This is a genomic window from Denitromonas ohlonensis (assembly GCF_007625205.1).
GTDB lineage: Bacteria > Pseudomonadota > Gammaproteobacteria > Burkholderiales > Rhodocyclaceae > Nitrogeniibacter > Nitrogeniibacter ohlonensis.
In genome coordinates this window covers 178,229-198,927 of record NZ_VMNI01000006.1, presented here as the reverse complement: position 1 = coordinate 198,927, position 20,699 = coordinate 178,229, and the positions used below count along the sequence as shown (strand labels likewise).

Here is a 20,699-nt window from a genome sequence, read left to right as displayed (position 1 = left end):
CTGCGGCTCATCCGCGTGCGGCAGCGCCGTTTTCGGGCGACACTAGGGCGGTTCTGACTGCCCGAGCCTTGCATAACCGGATGTTCGCCCGAAAATCCGCCTTTCTGACCCTGGCCGGTTTGCTCGTCCTGAGCGTGTTCGCCTTTCTGCTCGCCTTGCGCGCGGGCAGTCTGGACGCGGCATGGGGCGACGTGTTTGCCGTGCTGGGCGGTCAGGTCGATGGCACGCTCGGTGTCGTCATCCGCGAGTTGCGCCTCCCGCGTGCCGTCGCCGCTTTTACCAGCGGCGGTTTGCTGGCGCTGTCGGGGGCGCTGATGCAGGTCTTGCTGCGCAACCCGCTGGCCGATCCGTATGTGCTGGGTATTTCCGGTGGTGCGGCGGTGGGCGCACTGTCGGCGATCTTGCTCGGTGCGGCGACCTGGCTGATCGATGGCGCGGCCTTTGCTGGCGCGGCGCTGGCCATGCTGGTGGTGTTCGGGCTGTCGCGCGGCGATGGCTCGTGGACGCAGACCCGCTTGCTGCTCACCGGCGTGATTGTCGCCGCGGGTTGCGGGGCGGTGGTGGTGTTCATGCTGGTGATGGCGACCGACACCCGAATTCAATCGATGCTGTTCTGGCTGACCGGCGATGTCTCCGGCGCATCGCGGCCGTGGCCGGCGCTGGCGGTGCTGGTGGCCGGCTTGCTGGCGACACTGCCGTTTGCGCGGGACCTGAACGTGCTGGCGCGCGGCGAGTTGAGTGCGCGGGCGCTCGGCGTGCGCACCAAACGCCTCCGTCTGCTGGTCTATCTGCTGGCTTCGCTGCTCACCGCCACGGCGGTGACGCTGGTCGGGCTGGTGGGCTTTGTTGGCTTGATCGTGCCCCATCTGGTGCGCCTGGCCACCGGCAACGACCAACGCATTCTGCTGCCCGCCTCGGCCTTGGCCGGTGGCGCCATGCTGACGCTGGCCGATACCGCCGCGCGGACGCTGGTCGCGCCGATTCAGCTACCGGTGGGCGTGCTGACCGCCATGATCGGCGTGCCGGTCTTTCTGTTTTTGCTGGTGCGTCACCCGCGATGAAGTCCGACGCTTACGCCCTGCTCGAAGCTGACGATCTCGCGGTGCAGATCGGCGAGCGCTGGATCTGCTGCGATTTGTCGCTGCGGCTGATGCCCGGCGAGCGCCTGGTGCTGATCGGCCCCAATGGTGCGGGCAAGACCACCTTGCTGCATGCGCTGGCCGGTTTGCGCGACGTGCAGCGTGGCGAGGTGCGTTTGCAGGGCCGAGCGCTGGCGGAGTGGCCGGGGCGCGAACTGGCGCAGGTGCGCGGCGTGCAGCCGCAGTCGCAGCCGGACTGGTTTGCCGCCACGGTAATGGAAACCGCGCTGGTGGGTCGTCATCCGCATCTGGGGCGCTGGGCCTGGGAAAGTGGCGACGATGTGCGCATTGCGCATGAAGCATTGATCTGCATGGGTCTCGATCACATGGGGGAGCGTAATATCCTCACCCTGTCGGGCGGTGAGCGGCAGCGTCTGGCCATCGCCAGTTTGCTGGCGCAGCAGCCGGACCTGTATCTGCTGGATGAACCGCTGTCACATCTCGACCTGCACTACCAGATGGCGGTGCTGGCGCATTTCTCGGCCCTGGCCCAGGCCGGTGCCGGGGTGGTGATGGTGTTGCACGACCTGAATCTGGCGGCGCGTTTTGCCGACCATGTGGTGCTGCTCGACGGCAGCGGCAAGATGGTGTCGGGCACGGCCGACGAGGTCTTGCAGGCGGATGTATTGAGTGCGGCGTTTGGGCATCCGCTCCGCCGTCATGTGATCGAAGGTCAGGTGGCCTTCTTGCTCGAATGAGGTTTGTCATGCGTTATGTGTCGCGATTGATTGCCGTCTGGCTGCTGGCCATGGCGAGTGTGCAGGCCGCCGAGTGCCCGCGCATCGTCAGCCAGTCGCCCTATCTCACCATGGCCATCGAGTGGCTGGGGCAGGGCGAGTGCATTGTTGGCGTGTCGCGCTACGACGCGTTCAAACCGAAGCTGCCGCGAACCGGCGGCGTGATGGACCCGGACGCCAAGGCCATTGCTGCGCTCAAACCCGAGCTGGTGATCGGCTCCGACATGGCCGACGAGGCGGCGTTTGCCGCCGCCGTGCCCAAGGGCGCCAAGGCGGCGCGGATGGGCGGCTTCAACTCGATGTTCGAGGTCGAGTCCATGCTCGAAGACATCGCCTTGCTCATTCAATCATCCGAAGGCGGCAAGGTGGCGAGCTTCCGCCGCGGCTGGTTCACCCGCGCCAAAAACACCGGCGCACGCGGTGAACGCGTGCTGCTGCTGACGGCCTGCTCCGGTACGCCTTACTCGTATGGTCGCAAGCATGTGCTCGGCGATCTGTTTTTCGCCGCCGGTTTCAATGTGGTCGAAGAGGATGTGCGGGTGCGCGCCGTGCGTGCCGGCGAGGCCGTGGCCGACCTGCCCGCGCTGATCGCCAAGACGCAGCCTGACATCGTGTTCACCTTCAACCGCGCCGCCGACACCGAATGCAAGGTGGTGCTGGAGGCGACGCCCGGCGTCAAGATCATCCCGCTCGATGGCGACAATTTTCTCAACCCCGGCCATCGCATGATCGACGGCCTCGATGAAGTGACCCGCATCATGCGGGCGCAGCGCAAATAATGACCGATAGCTCCGACCGCGACGCGCGGCACAAGAATCGCATGGCCCGCAAGAAGGCCGTCGTGGATGAAAAAAACGCCGCCGCCGACACCGCCCGCGGCGTCCTGCTGGTCAATACCGGCAATGGCAAAGGCAAGTCCAGCGCCGGTTTTGGCCTGGTCGCGCGGGCGCTCGGCCATGGCATGAAGGTCGGCGTGGTGCAGTTCATCAAGGGGCGCTCCGACACCGGCGAAGAGGCTTTCTTCCGCCGCCAGCCTCAGGTCCAGTGGCATGTGATGGGCGACGGCTTCACTTGGGAGACCCAGGATCGCGCCCGCGACGTGGCCAGCGCCGAGGCGGCCTGGGCGGTGGCACAGCAACTGCTCACCGACCCGGCGATCGGTCTGGTGGTGCTCGATGAGCTGAACATCGCGCTCAAATACGGTTATCTGGAGGTGAACGCCGTGGTGGCCGATCTGCGCGCCCGCCCCGTCGATCAGCATGTGGTGGTCACCGGCCGCGCTGCGCCGCCCGAGCTGGTGGCCGCGGCCGACACCGTGACCGAGATGGGCCTCACCAAGCACGCCTTTGCCGCTGGCATACAAGCCATGGCCGGCATGGAGTTTTGAGCGCCTCACGGCAGCTCACCGCACTGGCGCCGGCGGCGGCGGGTCGGCATACTTCGTTCCATTGAGCGAATTCTGGAAACACATGCGTAAAGTGATCGACAACCCCGCGCGTCCCGGCTGGGTGTATCTGGTGGGCGCCGGCCCCGGCGATGCCGAATTGCTGACCTTGCGGGCGGCGCGCCTGCTGACTGAAGCGGATGTGGTGGTCTACGACAACCTCGTTGGCCCCGAGGTCATGGCCTTGTTGCCCGACACCGCCGAACAGCGCTACGTGGGCAAGAAGGCCGCCGATCACGCGATGCCGCAGGAACAGATCTGTGCCTTGCTGGTGTCGCTGGCGCGCGAAGGCAAACGGGTGGTGCGGCTCAAGGGTGGAGACCCCTACATCTTCGGTCGCGGCGGCGAGGAGGCCGAGGCGCTGGTCGAGGCGGGCGTGCCGTTTGAAGTGGTGCCGGGCATCACCGCCGCCTCTGGCGTGTCGGCCTACACCGGCATTCCGCTCACCCATCGTGAGCATGTGCAGAGCGTGGTGTTCGCCACCGGCTACGGCAAGGAAGGCGCGGTTGACCTCGACTGGCCGGCGCTGGCCCGACCGAACCAGACCGTGGTGATCTACATGGGCGTGTCGCGTATCGGCGAGATCTGTCGCGAGCTGGTCCGCCATGGTCTGTCGCCCGATACCCCCGCCGCCATGGTGCGCCACGGCACGCTGCCGGCCCAGCGGGTGATCACCGCCACGCTGGCTGACCTCGAGGACAAGGCCACCGCCGCCAACATCAAGCCGCCGGCGCTGCTGCTGGTGGGGACGGTGATTACGCTGGCCGACAAGCTGGCCTGGTTTCAGGGGGCTGCGGCAGACACCGATTGAGCATTGATCGCGCCCGACACAAATAAAAACGCCCTGCACTTGCAGGGCGTTTTTCATGGCTCTGGTAGATGGGGCCGGGCGGTGTTCACCGCCGCGACTGACGACGCCGGGCCGTCCGTCGCGCCATGGCGATGCCGCCGATGGCGCTGAGCAGCACGGCGGTGGCCAGCCATTCGGACCAGTGAATGGATTGATCGGCGTGGCCGGGATGGGCCAGCGCCGGGGCGCAGCTGAGTGCGACGAGGCTGGCGGACATGAGGATCTTGCGAAACATGGCGGTCTCCTGTGAGGGTCAGGCGGCGGCCGCAGGGGACTGCAGCAGGCCTTCAGTCTTGATGAAGTCGATGATCTCGGCCAGGCCCTGGCCGGATTTGAGGTTGCTGAAGATGAACGGGCGGGTGCCGCGCATCTTGCGCGCGTCGCGGTCCATCACCTCCAGGCTGGCGCCGACCAGGGGGGCGAGGTCGATCTTGTTGATCACCAGCAGGTCGCTCTTGGTGATGCCCGGCCCGCCCTTGCGCGGGATCTTGTCGCCGGCGGACACGTCGATCACATACAGCGTGAGGTCCGACAGCTCCGGCGAAAAGGTGGCGGCCAGATTGTCGCCGCCGGATTCGACAAAGATCACGTCCAGCCCCGGAAAGCGCTGGTTGAGCCGGTCGACCGCTTCGAGGTTGATCGAGGCGTCTTCGCGGATGGCGGTGTGCGGGCAGCCGCCGGTTTCGACGCCGATGATGCGCTCGGGCGCGAGCGCGTCATTGCGCACCAGAAACTGGGCGTCTTCGGCGGTGTAGATGTCGTTGGTGACGACGGCGATGTTGTAGTGCTCGCGCAGGGCGCAGCACAGGGCCAGGGTCAGGGCGGTCTTGCCGGAGCCGACCGGGCCGCCGATGCCCACGCGCAGAGGGGTCTTGTTGGCAGGGTTCATGAGGTCTCGCTTCAGGATCGGAAGAGTCGGGAATACTGGGTCTCGTGACGGCAACTGGCCAGCGCGAGCCCGGGGGTGAAGTTGCTCCACTCGGCCTCGGGCAGGCTGAGGGCGGTGGTGGCCAGCGCCGGGATGTCTTCGCCCAGGCGCGCCAGCAGTCGCTGCCCGGCGGACTGGCCGAGCGGCACGACCTTGATCGCAGCCATCACCTGATTTTCCAGCCAGGCCCACAGGTAGGCGGGCAAGGCCTCTCTGGCAGGAATCTGCCAGGCACTGGCGGCGGCCGCCCAGGCGGTGGGGAAGGCCGGGGTGTCCAGGGCAACAAGTCGATCGACCCGGCCGGGGACCCCACCGAAGGCCGGCAGGTCGCGCAGCAGGCGCACCAGCGAATAGCCCATCTGCACCGTTTCGGCACGCAGCTCGGCGGCTTCGCGGCTGGCCAGAAAGTCGGCGTTGAGCCGCGCCACGGTGGCATCGTCGCCGCGGGTCCAGGCGGCCAGCAAGGCCGCAGTGAGAGGGGCTTCGAAGCGCGCCACTGCGCTGTGCATGAGGCCGCCGATCCACGCGCTGGCGCTGGCCTCGTCGGTGACGGTGCCGGCCTCGGCCGCCCATTCCAGGCCTTGCGAGTAGGTGTAGGCGCCGACCGGCAGCGCGGGCGACGTCAGTTGCAGAAGGCGAATGCGGGCCAGGCTCATGCGGGACTGCGGTATTCGTGGATGCGCGGGCCGCGCCGATCGGCGGAGGTGTCGTCGCCCGCATGCGAGTGGCCGCCACCGTAGGCGCCGGCTTCGGGTTCGAAGGGTGCGTCGAGGCGGGTGAGCGTGCAGCCCAGGCCGGTGAGCATGTCGGCCAGCACATGGTCATTGGCCAGGCGCAGCCAGCCGCCGCGCATGTCGCCGCCGACCTGCACCGGCACATGGCGGTTGCCCAGGTGATAGGCGGCGCGGGCGAGGTCGAGCAGGTTCTCGCAGCGCACTTCGATCAGCGATTCGGGCGATGAATAGACTTCGACGATGTCGCCGTCGCTGGCCAGCAGGCGGTCGCCACCGCGCAGGATGGTGCCGCGCGGCAGGAACAGGCCGGCGTCCTCGCCGCTGTCCAGCGTGGTGCGCAGCCGACTCTTGGTGCGGTGGTCGAAGTTCAGTGTGAGCGTCTTGGTGCTCTCGTCGGTGCCGGTGTAGCGGTGTTCGATCAGCAGCATGTTCGTGCCCTCAGAACAGGAAATAGCGTTGCGCCATGGGCAGGATGTCGGCCGGCGCGCAGGTGAGCAGCTGACCGTCGGCGCGCACCTCGTAGGTTTCCGGGTCGACCTCGAGCCGGGGCATCCAGGCGTTGTGCACCATGTCGGTCTTGCGCATGGCGCGGATGTTGCGCACCGCTTCGAGCGGGCGGGTCAGGCCCAGGCCGTCGAGCGCGCCCTGCGCCAGCGCGGCCTGCGAGGTGAAGGTGACCGCCGTTTTCAGGCCGCCGCCGTAGCTGCCGAACATCGGGCGGTAGTGCACCGGCTGCGGCGTGGGGATGGAAGCATTGGGGTCGCCCATGGCGGCGGCGGCGATCATGCCGCCCTTGAGGATCAGGCTGGGCTTGACGCCGAAGAAGGCCGGCTTCCACACCACCAGATCGGCCAGCTTGCCCGGCTCGATGGAGCCGACCAGGTGGCTGATGCCGTGGCTGATCGCCGGGTTGATGGTGTATTTGGCGATGTAGCGCTTGGCGCGGAAGTTGTCGTGCCGGGCAGTGTCCTCGGCCAGCGCGCCGCGCTGCACCTTCATCTTGTGGGCGGTCTGCCAGGTGCGGATGATGACTTCGCCGACGCGGCCCATGGCCTGCGAGTCGGAGCTCATCATCGAGAAGGCGCCCAGGTCGTGCAGGATGTCTTCGGCGGCGATGGTCTCGCGGCGAATGCGCGACTCGGCAAAGGCGACGTCCTCGGCAATGGCCGGGTCGAGGTGGTGGCAGACCATCAGCATGTCGAGGTGCTCGTCGATGGTGTTGACCGTGTACGGCCGGGTCGGGTTGGTCGAGCTGGGCAGCACATTGGGCAGCGAGGCCAGCTTGATGATGTCCGGCGCATGGCCGCCGCCCGCGCCCTCGGTGTGGAAAGTGTGGATGCAGCGGTCCTTGAAGGCGGCGGCGGTGTGTTCGACAAAGCCGGACTCGTTGAGCGTGTCGGTGTGGATCGCGACCTGCACGTCCATGTTTTCAGCCACCGCGAGGCAGGTGTCGATGGCCGCCGGGGTGGTGCCCCAGTCTTCATGCAGCTTGAGGCCGATGGCGCCGGCCGTCACTTGTTCTTCCAGCGCGCCGGGCAGGCTGGCGTTGCCCTTGCCGAGAAAACCGAGGTTCATCGGGAAGGCGTCGGCGGCCTGCATCATCTTGTGGATATGCCACGGCCCCGGCGTGCAGGTGGTGGCGTAGGTGCCCGTCGCAGGTCCCGTGCCGCCGCCGAGCATGGTGGTGACGCCGCTCATCAGCGCCTCTTCGATCTGTTGCGGGCAGATGAAGTGGATGTGTGCGTCGATGCCGCCGGCGGTGAGGATGTTGCCCTCACCGGCGATGATCTCGGTGCCCGGCCCGATGGGGATGGTCACGCCGGGCTGGATGTCGGGATTGCCGGCCTTGCCGATGGCGCTGATGCGCCCGTTCTTGATGCCGATGTCGGCCTTGACGATGCCCCAGTGGTCGAGGATCAGTGCGTTGGTAATCACCGTGTCGGCCACCTCGGCCGACAGCCGCTGGCTCTGGCCCATGCCGTCACGGATTACCTTGCCGCCACCGAACTTCACCTCTTCACCGTGGATGGTGTAGTCCTTTTCGACCTCGATCCATAGCTCGGTGTCGGCCAGGCGCACCCGGTCGCCGACGGTGGGGCCGAACATTTCCGCGTAGGCGCGGCGGGAAATCTTCAAACTCATCAGAGGCTCCCCATGACTTGGCCGTTGAAGCCGTAGACCTTCCGGTCCCCGGCCAGCGCCACCAGTTCGACCGTGCGCAGTTGCCCCGGCTCGAAGCGCACCGCGGTGCCGGCGGCGATGTTCAGGCGGAAGCCGCGTGCCGCCGCGCGGTCGAAGCTGAGCGCCGGGTTGGTCTCGAAAAAGTGGTAGTGCGAGCCGACCTGCACCGGCCGGTCGCCGGTGTTGGTGACTTCGAGCGTGAGCGTCTCGCGGCCGACGTTGAGGTCGATCTCGCCGGGCAGGGTGTCGATTTCACCGGGAATCATGAAGGCCTCCGGAGCGGCATGTGCCGCGTCGTAGGGCCGGATTCATCCGGCCGCGGTGTTTCCCCGCGCAGATGGCGGGTTGAAACCCGCCCTACGAGTTCTTCGGATCGCTGCGGGCGATCTGTACGAGCGTGAGCGTTCATGTGCCGGCCTCGCCTAGATGATCGGGTTGTGAACGGTCACCAGCTTGGTGCCGTCGGGAAAGGTCGCTTCGACCTGGATCTCCGGGATCATCTCCGGCACGCCCTCCATCACCTGCTCGCGGCCCAGCAGCGTGGTGCCATGGCTCATCAGCTCGGCCACGGTGCGGCCATCGCGTGCGCCTTCGAGGATGGCAGCCGACAGGTAGGCGACCGCTTCCGGGTAGTTGAGCCGCAGGCCGCGCGCCAGCCGGCGTTCGGCCAGCAGGCCGGCGGTGAAGATGAGCAGCTTGTCCTTCTCGCGGGGCGTCAGTTCCATGGGCGTCCTCAGGTGTTCCAGATACGGGGGGTTTGGGCGTCGCGGCCGGTCAGTGCGGGGCGCAGCAGTTGCCACAACTGGTTGAACCAGGCGCGGCCGGCTTCGCAGCGCTCGCCGACATAGCGGGCGACCAGCAGGTCGGGCGGGCGGGTGATGGCGCCCTCGCCATGGGAAACCGGCAGGGCGCGGCAGGCGGCGAGCAGGGCGTCGTCGAGGCCGTCGCCGACGGCGATCAGGCTGCCGAACACCGGGCGGCCGGCCAGGCCGCAGGCCGAGTTCAGGAGCGGGTCGCTGCCGTGCAGGCGGATCTGCTCGCGCCACAGCGCCCGGCCGTCCAGGTCGACGCGCAGGGTCTGGGCCAGCGCGCCAGCGTCGAAACGTTCGCCGCTGCCGTGACGGCCGAGGGCGGTCATGTCCATGGCGATCAGCGTGGCGCCGGCAGCCAGGCGGATGGTGGTCTCCATGTGCGCCTGGGCGCGGTTGAAGACGATGTTTTCTTGCGGCAGCCATTCGAGCACGCCGCCGGCGGCGACCGAAAGGTGTTGGGTCAGACGGCCGTCGGCGCCATTGCTGCGATACCACTTGCCGGCACCGGGGGTGGTTAGCAGGGCGTGGGCGCCGGTGCCGACGTCGACCTCAATGCTGAGCTGGTCGCCCCCGGCGATGCCGGCGGGCGGATGCAGCACGATGCCGTGGCAGATGGCCTCGCCTTCCGGGTAGAGCGCCTTTTGCAGTCGCAAGGGGCCCAGATGCTCGCGCCGCGAGAGGATGGTGCGTGCGTCGCGCTGCGCGAAGGCCAGCGATAGCCGGGCTTGCCAGGCAGGCGCGGCGGTGTCGGGTGGCAGGTCGATGCGGGGCAGCGGGGCGTTCATGCCACAGCCATTGCAACATGCGGGCCAGCTTGGCGAAGCAGGCGAGAAATCGGGGGAGATGGGCACGGCCCGCGCCGTGTGGCGGGGTTGGCGCGGCGGGCAGTGCCAATGGGCCGGGCGTGTGAATGCACAGCGGTGGTGCGCACCATCGTGGTGCAGTCCACAATGGTGCTCACACTGACAGCGCCTCGCGCACACCGTGCGCCACCATCTCGTCACCCCGGCCGCGCATGATGATCTCGCCGCGCTCCATGAGCAGGTAGTGGTCGGCCAGCGATTCGGCGAAATCGTAGTACTGCTCGACCAGCAAGATCGCCATTTCGCCGGTGGAAGCGAGGGTGCGGATGGCGCGTTCGATGTCTTTGATGATGGACGGCTGAATGCCCTCGGTGGGCTCGTCGAGGATCAGCAGCTTCGGCCCCATGGCCAGCGCGCGGCCGATGGCCAGCTGCTGTTGCTGGCCGCCCGACAGGTCGCCACCGCGTCGGCGCATCATCTGCAGCAGCACCGGAAACATCTCGAAGATGCGGTCGGGCAGCGGTGTGCGGGCGGAGCAGGTGGCCAGGCCCATCTGCAGGTTTTCTTCGACCGTGAGCCGCGGAAAGATCTCGCGCCCCTGCGGCACATAGCCGATGCCGGCCTTGACGCGGGCGTAGGACGTCGTGCGGGTCAGCTCATGCGTGGTGCCGCCGGCCTCGAGCCGGATGCTGCCGGTGGCGCTGGGCACCAGGCCCATCAGCGTCTTGAGCAGCGTGGTCTTGCCGACGCCGTTGCGCCCGAGCAGGCAGGTGACCTTGCCCATCGGCACCTCGAAGCCGAGGTTGCGCAGGATGTGGCTGCCGCCGTAGTACTGGTTGAGATTGTCGACTGTCAGCATGGGGAGGCCTGCGGTGCTTGAGGTGTCGTAGGGCGGATAAGCGAAGCGCCATCCACCGTTTGGCATGATTTGAAGGCGCATGCGCCTTGAGAGGGACGACCGGCGAAAGGCGCCTTCGGCTTTTCCGCCCTACGCGGTGCTCGGTGTGTGGTGCCCAATTTATCCGTCCATCGGCCGCGGGGATGATCGGTTGGCGGGTTGAAGCCCGGCCCACGGAGGCATGTTTCATCGACCAAGGTACACCTCGATCACGCGCGGGTCGGCCTGCACCTTGGCGAGGCTGCCTTCGGCCAAGACCGAGCCCTCGTGCAGCACGGTGACCTGACCGCCGAGGGCCTCGACAAAGCTCATGTCGTGCTCGACCACCACCAGCGAGTGCTGGCCGGCGAGGCTGACGAAGAGCTCGGCGGTGCGTTCGGTTTCTTCGTCGGTCATGCCGGCAACCGGCTCGTCGAGCAGCAGCAGCCTGGGCTCTTGCATCAGCAGCATGCCGATCTCCAGCCACTGCTTCTGGCCGTGCGAGAGCAGACCGGCGGGGCGGTCAGCTTCGGTTTGCAGGCGGATGCGCTTGAGGGTGTCGGACACGCGGTCGCGTTCCTCGCCGCTGAGTTGGGCGAAGAGGCTCTTCCACACGCGCTTGTCGGTCTTCATCGCCAGTTCGAGGTTTTCGAACACGCTGTGGTTTTCGAAGATGGTTGGTTTCTGGAACTTGCGGCCGATGCCGGCATGGGCGATCTCGGGCTCGTTCATGCGCGTCAGGTCCAGCGTCTGGCCGAAGAAGGCCTTGCCGCTGTCGGGCCGTGTCTTGCCGGTGATGACGTCCATCATGGTGGTCTTGCCGGCGCCGTTGGGGCCGATGATGGCGCGCAGCTCGCCAGCGTCGATGGTCAGCGACAAGTTGTTGAGCGCCTTGAAGCCATCGAAGCTGACCGAGATGTCTTCCAGATAGAGGATGACCTTGTGCGACAGGTCGAGCTCGCCGGGGCGCAGCACATGGCTGTCGCCGGCGCGCCCGGAAGAGGCGATGCCGTCATGCATGGCGGTGCTCATGCCTTGGCTCCTTGAGTCGTGGCGGCCGGTGCCGGGGTTTCCGTTTCGGGGGCGGCCGGGCGGCGGCCGCGCAGCTTGCGCCACAGGCCGACCACGCCGTTGGGCAGAAACAGGGTCACGCCGATGAACAGGAAACCGAGGAAGAACAGCCAGTAGTCGGGAAAGCTGACGGTGAAGAAGCTCTTGGCCAGATTGACGATGAAGGCGCCGATGACGCCGCCGATCAGCGTGCCGCGCCCGCCCACGGCCACCCATACCGCGATCTCGATGGAGTTGGCCGGGCTCATCTCGCTCGGGTTGATGATGCCCACCTGCGGCACATACAGCGCCCCGGCCAGCGCGCACAGCACGGCCGACAGCGTCCAGATGGCCAGCTTGTACTGCGTCGGCTGGTAGCCAATGAAGCGCACCCGCGATTCGGCATCTCGGATCGCGGCCAGAACGCGGCCGAACTTGGAGGTGACCAGGTAGCGTCCGAGGATCAGCACGGCCATCAGCAGCGCTGCCGACAGGCCGAACAGCACCAGGCGCATCTGCGGCGAGGTGATGTCGTAACCGAGGATGCGCTTGAAGTCGGTAAAGCCGTTGTTGCCGCCAAAGCCGGTTTCATTGCGGAAGAACAGCAGCATGGTGGCGTAGGTCAGTGCCTGGGTGATGATCGAGAAATACACGCCCTTGATGCGCGAGCGGAAGGCGAACCAGCCAAACACGAAGGCCAGCAGGCCGGGCACGGCGACGACCATGATAAGCGCCCACAGGAAGGAGTCGGAGCCGATCCAGAACCATGGCAGTTCCTTCCAGTCGAGGAAGACCATGAAGTCGGGCAGCGCGACGCCGTAGCTGCCGTCGGTGCCGATCTGGCGCATCAGGTACATGCCGAAGGCGTAGCCGCCGAGCGCGAAGAACACCCCGTGGCCGAGCGACAGGATGCCGGCGTAACCCCAGATCAGGTCCATCGCTACGGCCACCACGGCGTAGCAGAGGATCTTGCCGAGCAGGGTCACGGTGTAGGCCGAGACATGGAAGGGGCTCGATTCGGGCAGCAGCAGATGCGCGGCGGGGATGGCGATCCAGGCCACGGCGGCGAAGATCGCCAGCGCCAGCCAGCCGGTGCGCGGCAGGCTCTGGAAAAGACGGACGGACAGGGGTGTTCTCATGAGGTGATCCCTTGGGCAGGGGTTTGGCGGGTTGAAACCCGCCCTACGATGGCGGCGGTTGAGCGCGTAGGTTGGGTTGAGCGCAGCGAAGCCCAACATGCGGTGTGCCAGGCCGGGCGGCTGGGTGTTGGGCTTCCTTCGTCAGCCCAACCTACGCGGCTGGCGGGTCGGATGTGGCGGGTTGAAACCCGCCCTACGGAGCGGTGGTTTGTTGTAGGGCGGGTTTCAACCCGCCATGCGGTGCTGGCCATGGCTTCAATCCTCCACAAACCGCCCCTTGAGGGCGAACAGGCCCTGCGGGCGTTTCTGGATGAAGATGATGATGAACACCAGCACCAGGATCTTGGCCACCACCGCACCGGCCCAGCCTTCGAGGATCTTGGTCATCAGCCCCAGGCCCATCGCCGCGGTGACCGCGCCGGCGAGCTGGCCGACGCCGCCGAGCACCACCACCATGAAGGAGTCGACGATGTAGCCCTGACCCATGGCCGGGCCGACGTTGGCCACCTGCGACAGCGCGCAGCCGCCCAAGCCGGCAATGCCGGCACCGATGCCGAAGGCGAGGGTGTCGATGCGCGCGGTGGGCACGCCGACGCAGCCGGCCATGGCGCGGTTCTGTGTGACGGCGCGCACGAACATGCCCAGGCGCGTCTTCTGCATCATCAGCCACACCAAGAGCAGCACGAAGATGGCGAAGCCGATGATCACCACCCGGTTCCATGGCAGCACGATGTCGGCATAAGTGCTGAAGCCGCCGCTCATCCACGCCGGGTTGGCGACCTCCACGTTCTGAGGGCCGAAGATCACGCGCGCCGACTGGATCAGCACCAGCGACAGGCCCCAGGTGGCGAGCAGGGTTTCGAGCGGGCGGCCGTAGAGCCAGCGGATGACGGTGCGCTCCATCAGCATGCCGACCGCGGCGGCGGTGAGGAAGGCCACCGGCACGGCGGCGATCACGTAGCTGTCGATGTACTCGGGCAGGTGCGTGCGGAACAGCCCCTGCACCACATAGGTGGCGTAGGCGCCGACCATCAGCAGCTCGCCGTGCGCCATGTTGATCACGCCCATCACGCCGTAGGTGATCGCCAGGCCGAGCGCGGCGAGCAGCAGGATGGAGCCGAGCGACAGGCCGGTGAAGGCGGTGCTGGCCAGGTCGGCCATGGCCAGCCGGCGCTCGATGGCCTGCACGGAGGCCTTGGCGGCGGCGCGCACCTCGGTGTCGGGCTCGATGAACTGGCCCTTGGCGTCCTTGTCCAGCAGTGTGGCGAGCATGGCCTTGACCGAGGCGTCGGACGAGTCGCCGAGGCGCTGCGCGGCGAGGATGCGCTTGGCCGGTTCCGCACTGGCCAGATTCACCCGCGCCACGGCGAGTGCCAGGATGCTGCGGATTTCCTTGTCCTGCTCGGCGGCCAGTGCCGGCTCGAGGATCGGCATCAGCAGCTCGCTGGCGCTGTCGCGCAGCAGTTGGGCGGCGGCCAGCCGGGTGCCGCGGTCGCTGGCGCGGATGTTGGTGGCCGCCTTGGCGCTTTGCAAGGCATTGCGCACGCGGTTGTTGATCATCAGCGGATCGGCGTCGTCCGGGTAGGGCTCGATCGCCTCGCCGGTGGCGGCGTCGAGCGCGCCGGTGTCGGTGAGGATCACCAGCCGGCCCGCGCCGGTCAGCGCCAGGGCCTCGTCGGCCAGCGCGTCGAGCAGGGCGACGCTCTGCGCGCTGCCCTCTGCGCCGAGTTCGGCGATGGCGGCGATGCGGGTATCAGAGTCGTCGTCAGTCAACCGGGCGAGCGTCTCGGCCGAGGGCGCGGCGTGGGCGCTGCCAAGTGCGCAGCACACGGCAAGCAAGAACATGCGAAGCAGGTGAGGCAGGGAAAGGGGCATGGTGGATGACCGGTTGAGTGCCTGAGAAGTTGTGAATAAATCGACTGCGCTTGGCATCTCGGGGTTGGGCGGTGCTCGCAATGCTCATGTATTGATAGACATTCCGCTTGCTGCGCGCCGGCCGCCCCCGACCTGCCTGCGCTCGCGCCGATTTCTTCACAACGCCTGACCCGAGCCCACGCCGGGCATGGGCTCGGGTCAGGCCCCCGCCGAGGCGGGGGCGGGGTTGGTTACATGTTCTGCTTGCCTTCGTTACCCGCGATGAACGGGCTCCACGGCTGGGCGCGGATCGGTTCCTTGGTTTTCCATACGGTGGAGAACTGGCCGTCGGCGCGCACTTCGCCAATCAGCACCGGCTTGTGCAGGTGGTGGTTGGTCTTGTCCATGGTCAGCGTGAAGCCGCTCGGCGCCTTGAAGCTCTGGCCGCCCAGCGCGGCGATGACCGCATCCACGTCGGTGGTCTTGGCCTGCTCGACCGCCTGCTTCCACATATAGATGCCGACATAGGTCGCTTCCATCGGGTCGTTGGTGACCACGGTGTCGGCATTGGGCACGCCGTTCTTCTTCGCCCAGTCCTGATACTTCTTGATGAAGGCGGCGTTGGTCGGGTTCTTTACGCTCATGAAGTAGTTCCAGGCCGCCAGATGGCCGACCAGCGGCTTGGCATCGACGCCGCGCAACTCTTCTTCACCCACCGAGAAGGCGACCACCGGCACGTCGGTGGCTTTCAGGCCGGCGTTGCCCAGCTCCTTGTAGAAAGGCACGTTGGAGTCGCCGTTGATGGTCGACACCACGGCGGTCTTCTTGCCCTCAGCGGCGAACTTCTTGATGTTGGCGATGATGGTCTGGTAGTCGGAGTGCCCGAAGGGGGTGTACTCCTCCATGATGTCGGCATCCGCCACGCCCTTGCTGTGCAGGAAGGCGCGCAGGATCTTGTTGGTGGTGCGCGGGTACACATAGTCGGTGCCCAGCAGCACAAAGCGCTTGGCCTCGCCGCCGTCCTTGCTCATCAGGTATTCGACGGCCGGGATTGCCTGCTGGTTGGGCGCGGCGCCGGTGTAGAACACGTTCTTCTCCAGCTCTTCGCCTTCGTACTGCACCGGGTAGAAGAGCAGCCCGTTGAGCTCCTTGAACACCGGGTTGACCGACTTGCGTGACACCGAGGTCCAGCAGCCGAAGGTGACGGCGACCTTGTCCTGGCTGAGCAACTGGCGGGCCTTCTCGGCGAACAGCGGCCAGTTCGAGGCCGGATCGACCACCACCGGCTCGAGCTTCTTGCCGAGCACGCCGCCGGCGGCGTTGATCTCGTCGATGGCCATCAGCGCGACGTTTTTCAGCGCGGTCTCGGAGATCGCCATGGTGCCGGACAGCGAATGCAGCACGCCGACCTTGATGGTGTCGGCCGCATGGGCCAGCGTGGAGACGGAGCCCATGGCCGCCAGTGAGGCGGAAAGGGTCAGGGCCTTGATGAAGGAACGGCGGGTTTTCATGAACAGCACTCCCAGTCAGGTCAAATCGAACCACCGGTGGGGCCGGCGGTGTTGCATTGCACGATGACTAGCTTAGGGAGCGGGGGCGTGCGCACCTATACGCAAGATGGCGTACGTGCTGCGTAGGAAATGCGGCGTTGCGGCAGGCGTAGCCCGGATGCAGCGCAGCGGAATCCGGGGCCATCGGTACGAGAACCACCGCCCCGGGATTTCGGCCTTCAGCCGGATCGATGATCAAGCAATGAACCGTCTTGCGTGATCAGCCGCTGATCCCGGATTCCGCTGCGCTGCATCCGGGCTACGACGCTGGCTTCAGTCGCCGTTGGCGCGCAGCTTGTTCATGGCCAGGGTCGCGGCGGCGGTGCGGGTCTCGACGCCGAGTTTGGCGAAGATGTGTTCGAGGTGCTTGTGCACGGTGCGCGGCGACAGGCCGAGGATGTCGCCGACGTCGCGGTTGGTCTTGCCCTTGCTGACCCAGTACAGCACCTCGGCCTCGCGCGCCGTCAGGCCGAAGGCGGGCATAAGGGCGTCGATGCTGGCGCGGTCGGACTCTTCGCGCAGGCCGAGCAGCCATTCGCCGTCGGGGGTGTGCTCATGCAGGCTGAAGGTCAGGCGCCGCTCGCCGACGGCCAGTGACAGCGGCAGCGGCGTGTGGCCCTCGCGGTGGGCCGCGGCGGCGGAGGCGATCCATTGCAGCAACTGGGGCGGCGCGCGCTCGCCGTCGGCATCCAGAAAGTCGGCCAGCAGACGACGGGCCAGCGGCGTTTGCCAGACCACCGTGCCGCTTGTGATGTGCACCGCCACGGTCGCCTGCCCGCTGGCGTCGAGCGCGTTGCGCGCCAGCGACATCTGCCGGGCGCCCTGCATGTGGGCGGCGATGCGTGCCAGCACTTCGGGCGGGCGGATGGGTTTGGTCACATAATCGATGCCGCCGGCGTCGAAGGCGGCGACCACGTGCTCGGTCTCGGTGAGGCCGGTCATGAAGACGATGGGGATGTGCGCGGTGCCGAAGTCGGCCTTGAGCCGGCGCGCCACCTCGAAGCCGTCCATGCCCGGCATCAGCGCGTCGAGCAGGATCACGTCGGGCTGCTGACGGGCTGCTCGGGTGAGCGCCGAGGCGCCGTCGGTGGCGACCAGCACGGCGTAGCCGGCCTCGTCGAGCGCGTCATGCAGCAGGGCGAGGTTGTCGGGAATGTCGTCGACGATCAGGACGACGCGGGGCGGGGCGGGCTCAGACATCGGCGTCCTGCGAAATAAGATGCATGATCGCATCGAATTCGAAGGCGGTGGCCATCTGGCGGATGCGCTCGGCAAACGGGGCGTAGCGCGCGTCGAGCCCTTCGATGGCGTCGAGTTGGGCGAGGATGCCGCGCACATAGCCCATCTCGACCGCGTCGGCCAGGGCGTCGAGCGCGTCGTCGGGCGGCATGACCAGGGTGCCCGGCGCGGGCGGCGGCGTTTCGGTCTTGTGGGTCCAGGTCAGGCCGAGGCGCTGGCCGATCCAGTCGAGCAGGGCGTCCATCTTGAAGGGCTTGAGGATGAAGTCCTCGGGGGGCAGGCCGACATCGTTGTCCAGGCCCTTGTCGAAGGCATTGGCCGAGAGCACGGCGATGTTCACCTCGCGCGCCTTGCCCTGGCGGATGCGGCGGATGGTCTCCCAGCCGTCGATGCCGGGCATGGCCAGGTCCATGAAGATGAGGTCGGGCTGGAAGGCCTCGAGCAGTTTGAGGCACTCCAGCCCGGAGGCGGCCTGGGTGACCTTGAAGCCGAGAAACTCGAGGATGCCGGCGAGCATTTCGCGGTCGTCGCGCTCGTTGTCCACGATCAGGATGCGTTTGCGCGGGCCTTCGTAGCCGGTGCGCTGGCGCGGTGGCTGCGGCATGGCCGCCTGGGCGCCGTGCATCTGCGGCAGAAACAGCCGCACGATGAAGCGGGTGCCGCTGGCAAGGCTGCGATCGAGCTTGAGCTCGCCACCCATTACGTCGGCAAACATGCGGCTGATGGTCAGCCCCAGCCCGGCGCCGCCGGCCTTGCTGGCGGTGTTGCCGCGGCCGAAGGGCTCGAACACGCGCTCGATGTCGTCCTCGGCGATGCCCGGGCCGGTGTCTTCGATGGTGAAGGTGCCCATCTCGCGGGCGTAATGCACGCCAAAGCGCACGCCGCCGCGATCGGTGAATTTCACCGCGTTGCCGAGCAGGTTGATGAGGATCTGGCGCAGGCGTTTTTCATCCGCCCGCACCACCGCTGGCAAGCTGCCCTGCGGCTGGTAGTCGAAGCTCAGATCCTTGCGCGTGGCCTGCAGTTCGAACATGCGCACGATCTGGTGCAAAAAGGCGGGGAAGTCGATGGGCTGGGGTTCGAGCGTGAGCTTGCCGCCCTCGATGCGCGCGATGTCGAGCGTGCCCTCGATCAGCGACAGCAGGTGGTCGCCGCTGCGCCGGATGACGCTGATCGCCTGCCGGCGCTGCGGCGGAATGGCCTCGTCGCCATCAAGGATCTGCGCATAGCCGAGGATCGAGTTGAGCGGGGTGCGCAGCTCGTGGCTTATGGCGGTGATGTAGCGGCTCTTGGCCTGGTTGGCCAGCTCGGCCACCTGCTTGGCCTGCTGCAGCGCGTCGTCGGTGCGGCGGTGGTCTTCGATTTCCTGCATCAGCAGGGCGGTCTGGCGGTTGGATTCTTCTTGCGCCACCTGCCGGCTCTTGTGGGTGAGCACCAGCCACCAGGCCACCACCGCGCTGACCAGCACCAGCGCGGCAAACACTTTCAGCAAGGCGGCGCCCAGCGCCGGCCCGACCACGGCCGCCGCTTCGCCGGGTACCCGCAGCTCCTGGTAATAAAGCATGCCCAGCAGCAAGGCGAGGAAGGGCAGGATCACCGCCATCAGCATCAGGTAGTGGCCCAGGCCGCTGTCCAGATACGGCCACAGGCGCTCGGGCAGCAGGCGGTGCATGGCGGCGGTCCACTGCGCCGACAGGCGGGCATGCGGCTTGCACTGGTCGTGGCAGCGCGCGTCGAGCGAGCAGCACAGCGAGCAGATCGGGCCGCCGTAGGCCGGGCAGCGCGAGATGTCGTCGGCTTCGTACTCGCGCTCGCAGATCACGCAGCGGCAGGTGCGCGCGTCGAAGCTGTCGGGCGTACGGGCGATGTAGTAGCGCCCGCCGGTGGCCCAGGCGATCAGCGGCGAGGCGATCAGCGCGGTGACCAGCGCGATCAGCGCCGAGAAGGCCTGCGCACCGGCGCCGAACAGCCCGAAGTAGGCCGCCACCGACAGCACCGAGGCGAGCAGCATGGCGCCGACGCCGACCGGGTTGATGTCGTAGAGGTGGGCGCGCTTGAACTCGATGCCCGGCGGCGACAGGCCCAGCGGCTTGTTGATGACCAGATCGGCCACCACCACCATCAGCCAGGAGATGGCGATGTTCGAATACAGCCCGAGCACCCGGCCCAATGCCTGGAACACATCGAGCTCCATCAGCGCCAGCGCGATGCCGGTATTGAACACCACCCACACCACCCGGCCCGGATGGCTGTGGGTGAGCCGCGCGAAGAAATTGGACCACGCCAGCGAACCGGCGTAGGCGTTGGTGACGTTGATCTTGAGCTGCGACACCACCACCAGCAGCAAGGTGGCGAAGACCGCCCAGCGGTGGTCGGAAAACACGTATTCATAGGCCACCAGATACATCTGGTTGGGGTCGAGCGCGCGCTCCGGCGGCACGGAATGGCTGATCGCCAGGTAGGCCAGCATCGCGCCGCCGAGCATCTTGATGACGCCGGGCACCACCCAGCCGGGCCCGCCGATGAGTACGGCCAGCGTCCACCGGCGGCGATTGTGCGCGGTGCGCTCGGGCATGAAGCGCAGGTAGTCCACTTGCTCGCCCATTTGCGTGATCAGCGCGATGCCGACGGTGAGCGCGGCACCGAAGCCCAGCAGATCGAAACTGCCATGCTGGCCGTCCGAGCCGGGGTAGGCCACCAGCCCGGCCAGCACGCCGGGGTTCTCGCGCAACACATAGACAAAGGGCACCACCAGCAGCACGATCCACAGCGGCTGGGTGAGCACCTGCAGCCAGCTGATGACGGTGACGCCGTGGGTGACCAGCGGGATCACCACCAGTGCGCAGATCAGGTAGCCCCAGGCCGGCGGGATGTCCAGCGCCAGCTCCAGCGCATAGGCCATGATCGCCGCCTCGAGGGCGAAGAAGATGAAGGTGAAGCTGGCGTAGATCAGCGAGGTGATGGTCGAACCCAGGTAACCGAAGCCGGCGCCGCGGGTGAGCAGATCCATGTCCAGACCGTAGCGCGCCGCGTACTGACTGATCGGGATGCCGGCCAGGAAGATGATCAGCCCGGTGGCGAGGATCGCCCAGAAGGCATTCCAGAAGCCATAGCTCAGCAGTAGTGCGCCGCCCACCGCCTCCAGCACCAGAAAGGCCGAGGCACCGAAAGCCGTGTTGGCCACCCGCATTTCCGACCACTTTCGGAAGCTGTGCGGCGTGAAGCGCAGCGCGTAGTCTTCAAGACTCTCTCGCGCCACCCAGCTGTTGTAGTCGCGCCGCACCTTGATGACGCGCTGCGCCGGCGCAGCGCGGGCATCGCCGGACCGAGGCGGTGAAAGGGGTGAGGTGGTGTTCGGCACG

General features: G+C 67.1%; 20 protein-coding genes. 5 read left to right on the top strand and 15 right to left on the bottom strand.

The window, feature by feature from the left end; all coding sequences use genetic code 11:
• Positions 1–80: 80 nt before the first annotated feature.
• The 5 genes from FHP89_RS06420 (at position 81) to cobA (ending at position 4,131) form a co-directional block, all read left to right on the top strand.
• On the top strand, positions 81–1,061 hold the full coding sequence (locus FHP89_RS06420; RefSeq protein ID WP_144175155.1) for a FecCD family ABC transporter permease: 981 nt from the start codon (positions 81–83) through the stop codon (positions 1,059–1,061).
• Positions 1,058–1,837, top strand: coding sequence for an ABC transporter ATP-binding protein (locus FHP89_RS06415; protein ID WP_144175157.1), 780 nt, complete (start codon positions 1,058–1,060; stop codon positions 1,835–1,837). Before FHP89_RS06420 ends, FHP89_RS06415 begins: the two co-directional genes overlap by 4 nt.
• A gap of 8 nt (positions 1,838–1,845) precedes the next feature.
• Positions 1,846–2,655: an ABC transporter substrate-binding protein gene (locus FHP89_RS06410; protein ID WP_144175159.1), complete on the top strand. Its 810-nt coding sequence runs from the start codon at positions 1,846–1,848 to the stop codon at positions 2,653–2,655.
• Positions 2,655–3,263, top strand: coding sequence for a cob(I)yrinic acid a,c-diamide adenosyltransferase (gene cobO / locus FHP89_RS06405; protein ID WP_144175162.1), 609 nt, complete (start codon positions 2,655–2,657; stop codon positions 3,261–3,263). The genes FHP89_RS06410 and cobO overlap by 1 nt, the downstream gene beginning before the upstream one ends.
• Before the next feature lie 82 nt (positions 3,264–3,345).
• Entirely contained in the window at positions 3,346–4,131 is a 786-nt protein-coding gene (gene cobA, locus FHP89_RS06400) for a uroporphyrinogen-III C-methyltransferase (RefSeq protein WP_144175164.1), read from the top strand.
• 85 nt (positions 4,132–4,216) lie between these two features.
• Here the strand turns inward: cobA and FHP89_RS06395 are convergent, their stop codons facing one another.
• The 15 genes from FHP89_RS06395 to FHP89_RS06325 all read right to left on the bottom strand — a co-directional run bounded on the left by FHP89_RS06395 (position 4,217) and on the right by FHP89_RS06325 (position 20,698).
• The gene (locus FHP89_RS06395; RefSeq protein ID WP_144175167.1) at positions 4,217–4,405 is read right to left on the bottom strand and encodes a hypothetical protein; all 189 of its coding nucleotides are present in this window, start codon (positions 4,403–4,405) and stop codon (positions 4,217–4,219) included.
• A gap of 18 nt (positions 4,406–4,423) precedes the next feature.
• The gene (gene ureG / locus FHP89_RS06390) at positions 4,424–5,059 is read right to left on the bottom strand and encodes an urease accessory protein UreG (protein WP_144175169.1); all 636 of its coding nucleotides are present in this window, start codon (positions 5,057–5,059) and stop codon (positions 4,424–4,426) included.
• Between the two features lie 11 nt (positions 5,060–5,070).
• Positions 5,071–5,754 carry an urease accessory protein UreF gene (locus FHP89_RS06385; protein ID WP_144175171.1) on the bottom strand — a complete coding sequence of 228 codons (684 nt, stop codon included), beginning with the start codon at positions 5,752–5,754 and terminating at the stop codon, positions 5,071–5,073.
• Positions 5,751–6,260: an urease accessory protein UreE gene (gene ureE, locus FHP89_RS06380; protein ID WP_144175179.1), complete on the bottom strand. Its 510-nt coding sequence runs from the start codon at positions 6,258–6,260 to the stop codon at positions 5,751–5,753. The genes FHP89_RS06385 and ureE overlap by 4 nt, the downstream gene beginning before the upstream one ends.
• 10 nt (positions 6,261–6,270) lie before the next feature.
• A complete protein-coding gene (ureC, locus tag FHP89_RS06375) occupies positions 6,271–7,974 on the bottom strand; it encodes an urease subunit alpha (protein ID WP_144175181.1) in 1,704 nt (567 codons plus the stop codon).
• Positions 7,974–8,279 (bottom strand): urease subunit beta, encoded by a 306-nt coding sequence (locus tag FHP89_RS06370; protein ID WP_144175183.1) that lies wholly within the window; start codon positions 8,277–8,279, stop codon positions 7,974–7,976. The genes ureC and FHP89_RS06370 overlap by 1 nt, the downstream gene beginning before the upstream one ends.
• A gap of 156 nt (positions 8,280–8,435) precedes the next feature.
• Entirely contained in the window at positions 8,436–8,738 is a 303-nt protein-coding gene (locus FHP89_RS06365) for an urease subunit gamma (RefSeq protein ID WP_144175185.1), read from the bottom strand.
• 8 nt (positions 8,739–8,746) lie between these two features.
• Positions 8,747–9,610, bottom strand: a complete 864-nt coding sequence (locus FHP89_RS06360; protein ID WP_144175187.1) for an urease accessory protein UreD — start codon at positions 9,608–9,610, stop codon at positions 8,747–8,749.
• Between the two features lie 172 nt (positions 9,611–9,782).
• Positions 9,783–10,487 carry an urea ABC transporter ATP-binding subunit UrtE gene (urtE, locus tag FHP89_RS06355; protein WP_144175189.1) on the bottom strand — a complete coding sequence of 235 codons (705 nt, stop codon included), beginning with the start codon at positions 10,485–10,487 and terminating at the stop codon, positions 9,783–9,785.
• A 225-nt stretch (positions 10,488–10,712) separates the two neighbouring features.
• A complete protein-coding gene (urtD, locus tag FHP89_RS06350) occupies positions 10,713–11,525 on the bottom strand; it encodes an urea ABC transporter ATP-binding protein UrtD (protein WP_246116268.1) in 813 nt (270 codons plus the stop codon).
• Positions 11,526–11,533: 8 nt separating this feature from the next.
• Positions 11,534–12,694 (bottom strand): urea ABC transporter permease subunit UrtC, encoded by a 1,161-nt coding sequence (gene urtC, locus FHP89_RS06345; RefSeq protein ID WP_144175194.1) that lies wholly within the window; start codon positions 12,692–12,694, stop codon positions 11,534–11,536.
• Between the two features lie 255 nt (positions 12,695–12,949).
• Entirely contained in the window at positions 12,950–14,569 is a 1,620-nt protein-coding gene (urtB, locus tag FHP89_RS06340; protein ID WP_144175196.1) for an urea ABC transporter permease subunit UrtB, read from the bottom strand.
• A 230-nt stretch (positions 14,570–14,799) separates the two neighbouring features.
• On the bottom strand, positions 14,800–16,059 hold the full coding sequence (gene urtA, locus FHP89_RS06335) for an urea ABC transporter substrate-binding protein (RefSeq protein ID WP_144175198.1): 1,260 nt from the start codon (positions 16,057–16,059) through the stop codon (positions 14,800–14,802).
• A 312-nt stretch (positions 16,060–16,371) separates the two neighbouring features.
• Entirely contained in the window at positions 16,372–17,298 is a 927-nt protein-coding gene (locus FHP89_RS06330) for a response regulator transcription factor (protein ID WP_144175200.1), read from the bottom strand.
• Complete coding sequence (locus tag FHP89_RS06325; RefSeq protein WP_260851503.1) at positions 17,291–20,698, bottom strand: hybrid sensor histidine kinase/response regulator; 3,408 nt, start codon at positions 20,696–20,698, stop codon at positions 17,291–17,293. Before FHP89_RS06325 ends, FHP89_RS06330 begins: the two co-directional genes overlap by 8 nt.
• Position 20,699: the final 1 nt, after the last annotated feature.

Bases quoted from the DNA above. Each gene is read 5' to 3' on its own strand.
- FHP89_RS06420 (WP_144175155.1), top strand. From the start codon at position 81: ATGTTCGCCCGAAAATCCGCCTTTCTGACCCTGGCCGGTTTGCTCGTC.
- FHP89_RS06415 (WP_144175157.1), top strand. From the start codon at position 1,058: ATGAAGTCCGACGCTTACGCCCTGCTCGAAGCTGACGATCTCGCGGTG.
- FHP89_RS06410 (WP_144175159.1), top strand. From the start codon at position 1,846: ATGCGTTATGTGTCGCGATTGATTGCCGTCTGGCTGCTGGCCATGGCG.
- cobO (WP_144175162.1), top strand. From the start codon at position 2,655: ATGACCGATAGCTCCGACCGCGACGCGCGGCACAAGAATCGCATGGCC.
- cobA (WP_144175164.1), top strand. From the start codon at position 3,346: ATGCGTAAAGTGATCGACAACCCCGCGCGTCCCGGCTGGGTGTATCTG.
- FHP89_RS06395 (WP_144175167.1), bottom strand. From the start codon at position 4,405: ATGTTTCGCAAGATCCTCATGTCCGCCAGCCTCGTCGCACTCAGCTGC.
- ureG (WP_144175169.1), bottom strand. From the start codon at position 5,059: ATGAACCCTGCCAACAAGACCCCTCTGCGCGTGGGCATCGGCGGCCCG.
- FHP89_RS06385 (WP_144175171.1), bottom strand. From the start codon at position 5,754: ATGAGCCTGGCCCGCATTCGCCTTCTGCAACTGACGTCGCCCGCGCTG.
- ureE (WP_144175179.1), bottom strand. From the start codon at position 6,260: ATGCTGCTGATCGAACACCGCTACACCGGCACCGACGAGAGCACCAAG.
- ureC (WP_144175181.1), bottom strand. From the start codon at position 7,974: ATGAGTTTGAAGATTTCCCGCCGCGCCTACGCGGAAATGTTCGGCCCC.
- FHP89_RS06370 (WP_144175183.1), bottom strand. From the start codon at position 8,279: ATGATTCCCGGTGAAATCGACACCCTGCCCGGCGAGATCGACCTCAAC.
- FHP89_RS06365 (WP_144175185.1), bottom strand. From the start codon at position 8,738: ATGGAACTGACGCCCCGCGAGAAGGACAAGCTGCTCATCTTCACCGCC.
- FHP89_RS06360 (WP_144175187.1), bottom strand. From the start codon at position 9,610: ATGAACGCCCCGCTGCCCCGCATCGACCTGCCACCCGACACCGCCGCG.
- urtE (WP_144175189.1), bottom strand. From the start codon at position 10,487: ATGCTGACAGTCGACAATCTCAACCAGTACTACGGCGGCAGCCACATC.
- urtD (WP_246116268.1), bottom strand. From the start codon at position 11,525: ATGCATGACGGCATCGCCTCTTCCGGGCGCGCCGGCGACAGCCATGTG.
- urtC (WP_144175194.1), bottom strand. From the start codon at position 12,694: ATGAGAACACCCCTGTCCGTCCGTCTTTTCCAGAGCCTGCCGCGCACC.
- urtB (WP_144175196.1), bottom strand. From the start codon at position 14,569: ATGCCCCTTTCCCTGCCTCACCTGCTTCGCATGTTCTTGCTTGCCGTG.
- urtA (WP_144175198.1), bottom strand. From the start codon at position 16,059: ATGAAAACCCGCCGTTCCTTCATCAAGGCCCTGACCCTTTCCGCCTCA.
- FHP89_RS06330 (WP_144175200.1), bottom strand. From the start codon at position 17,298: ATGTCTGAGCCCGCCCCGCCCCGCGTCGTCCTGATCGTCGACGACATT.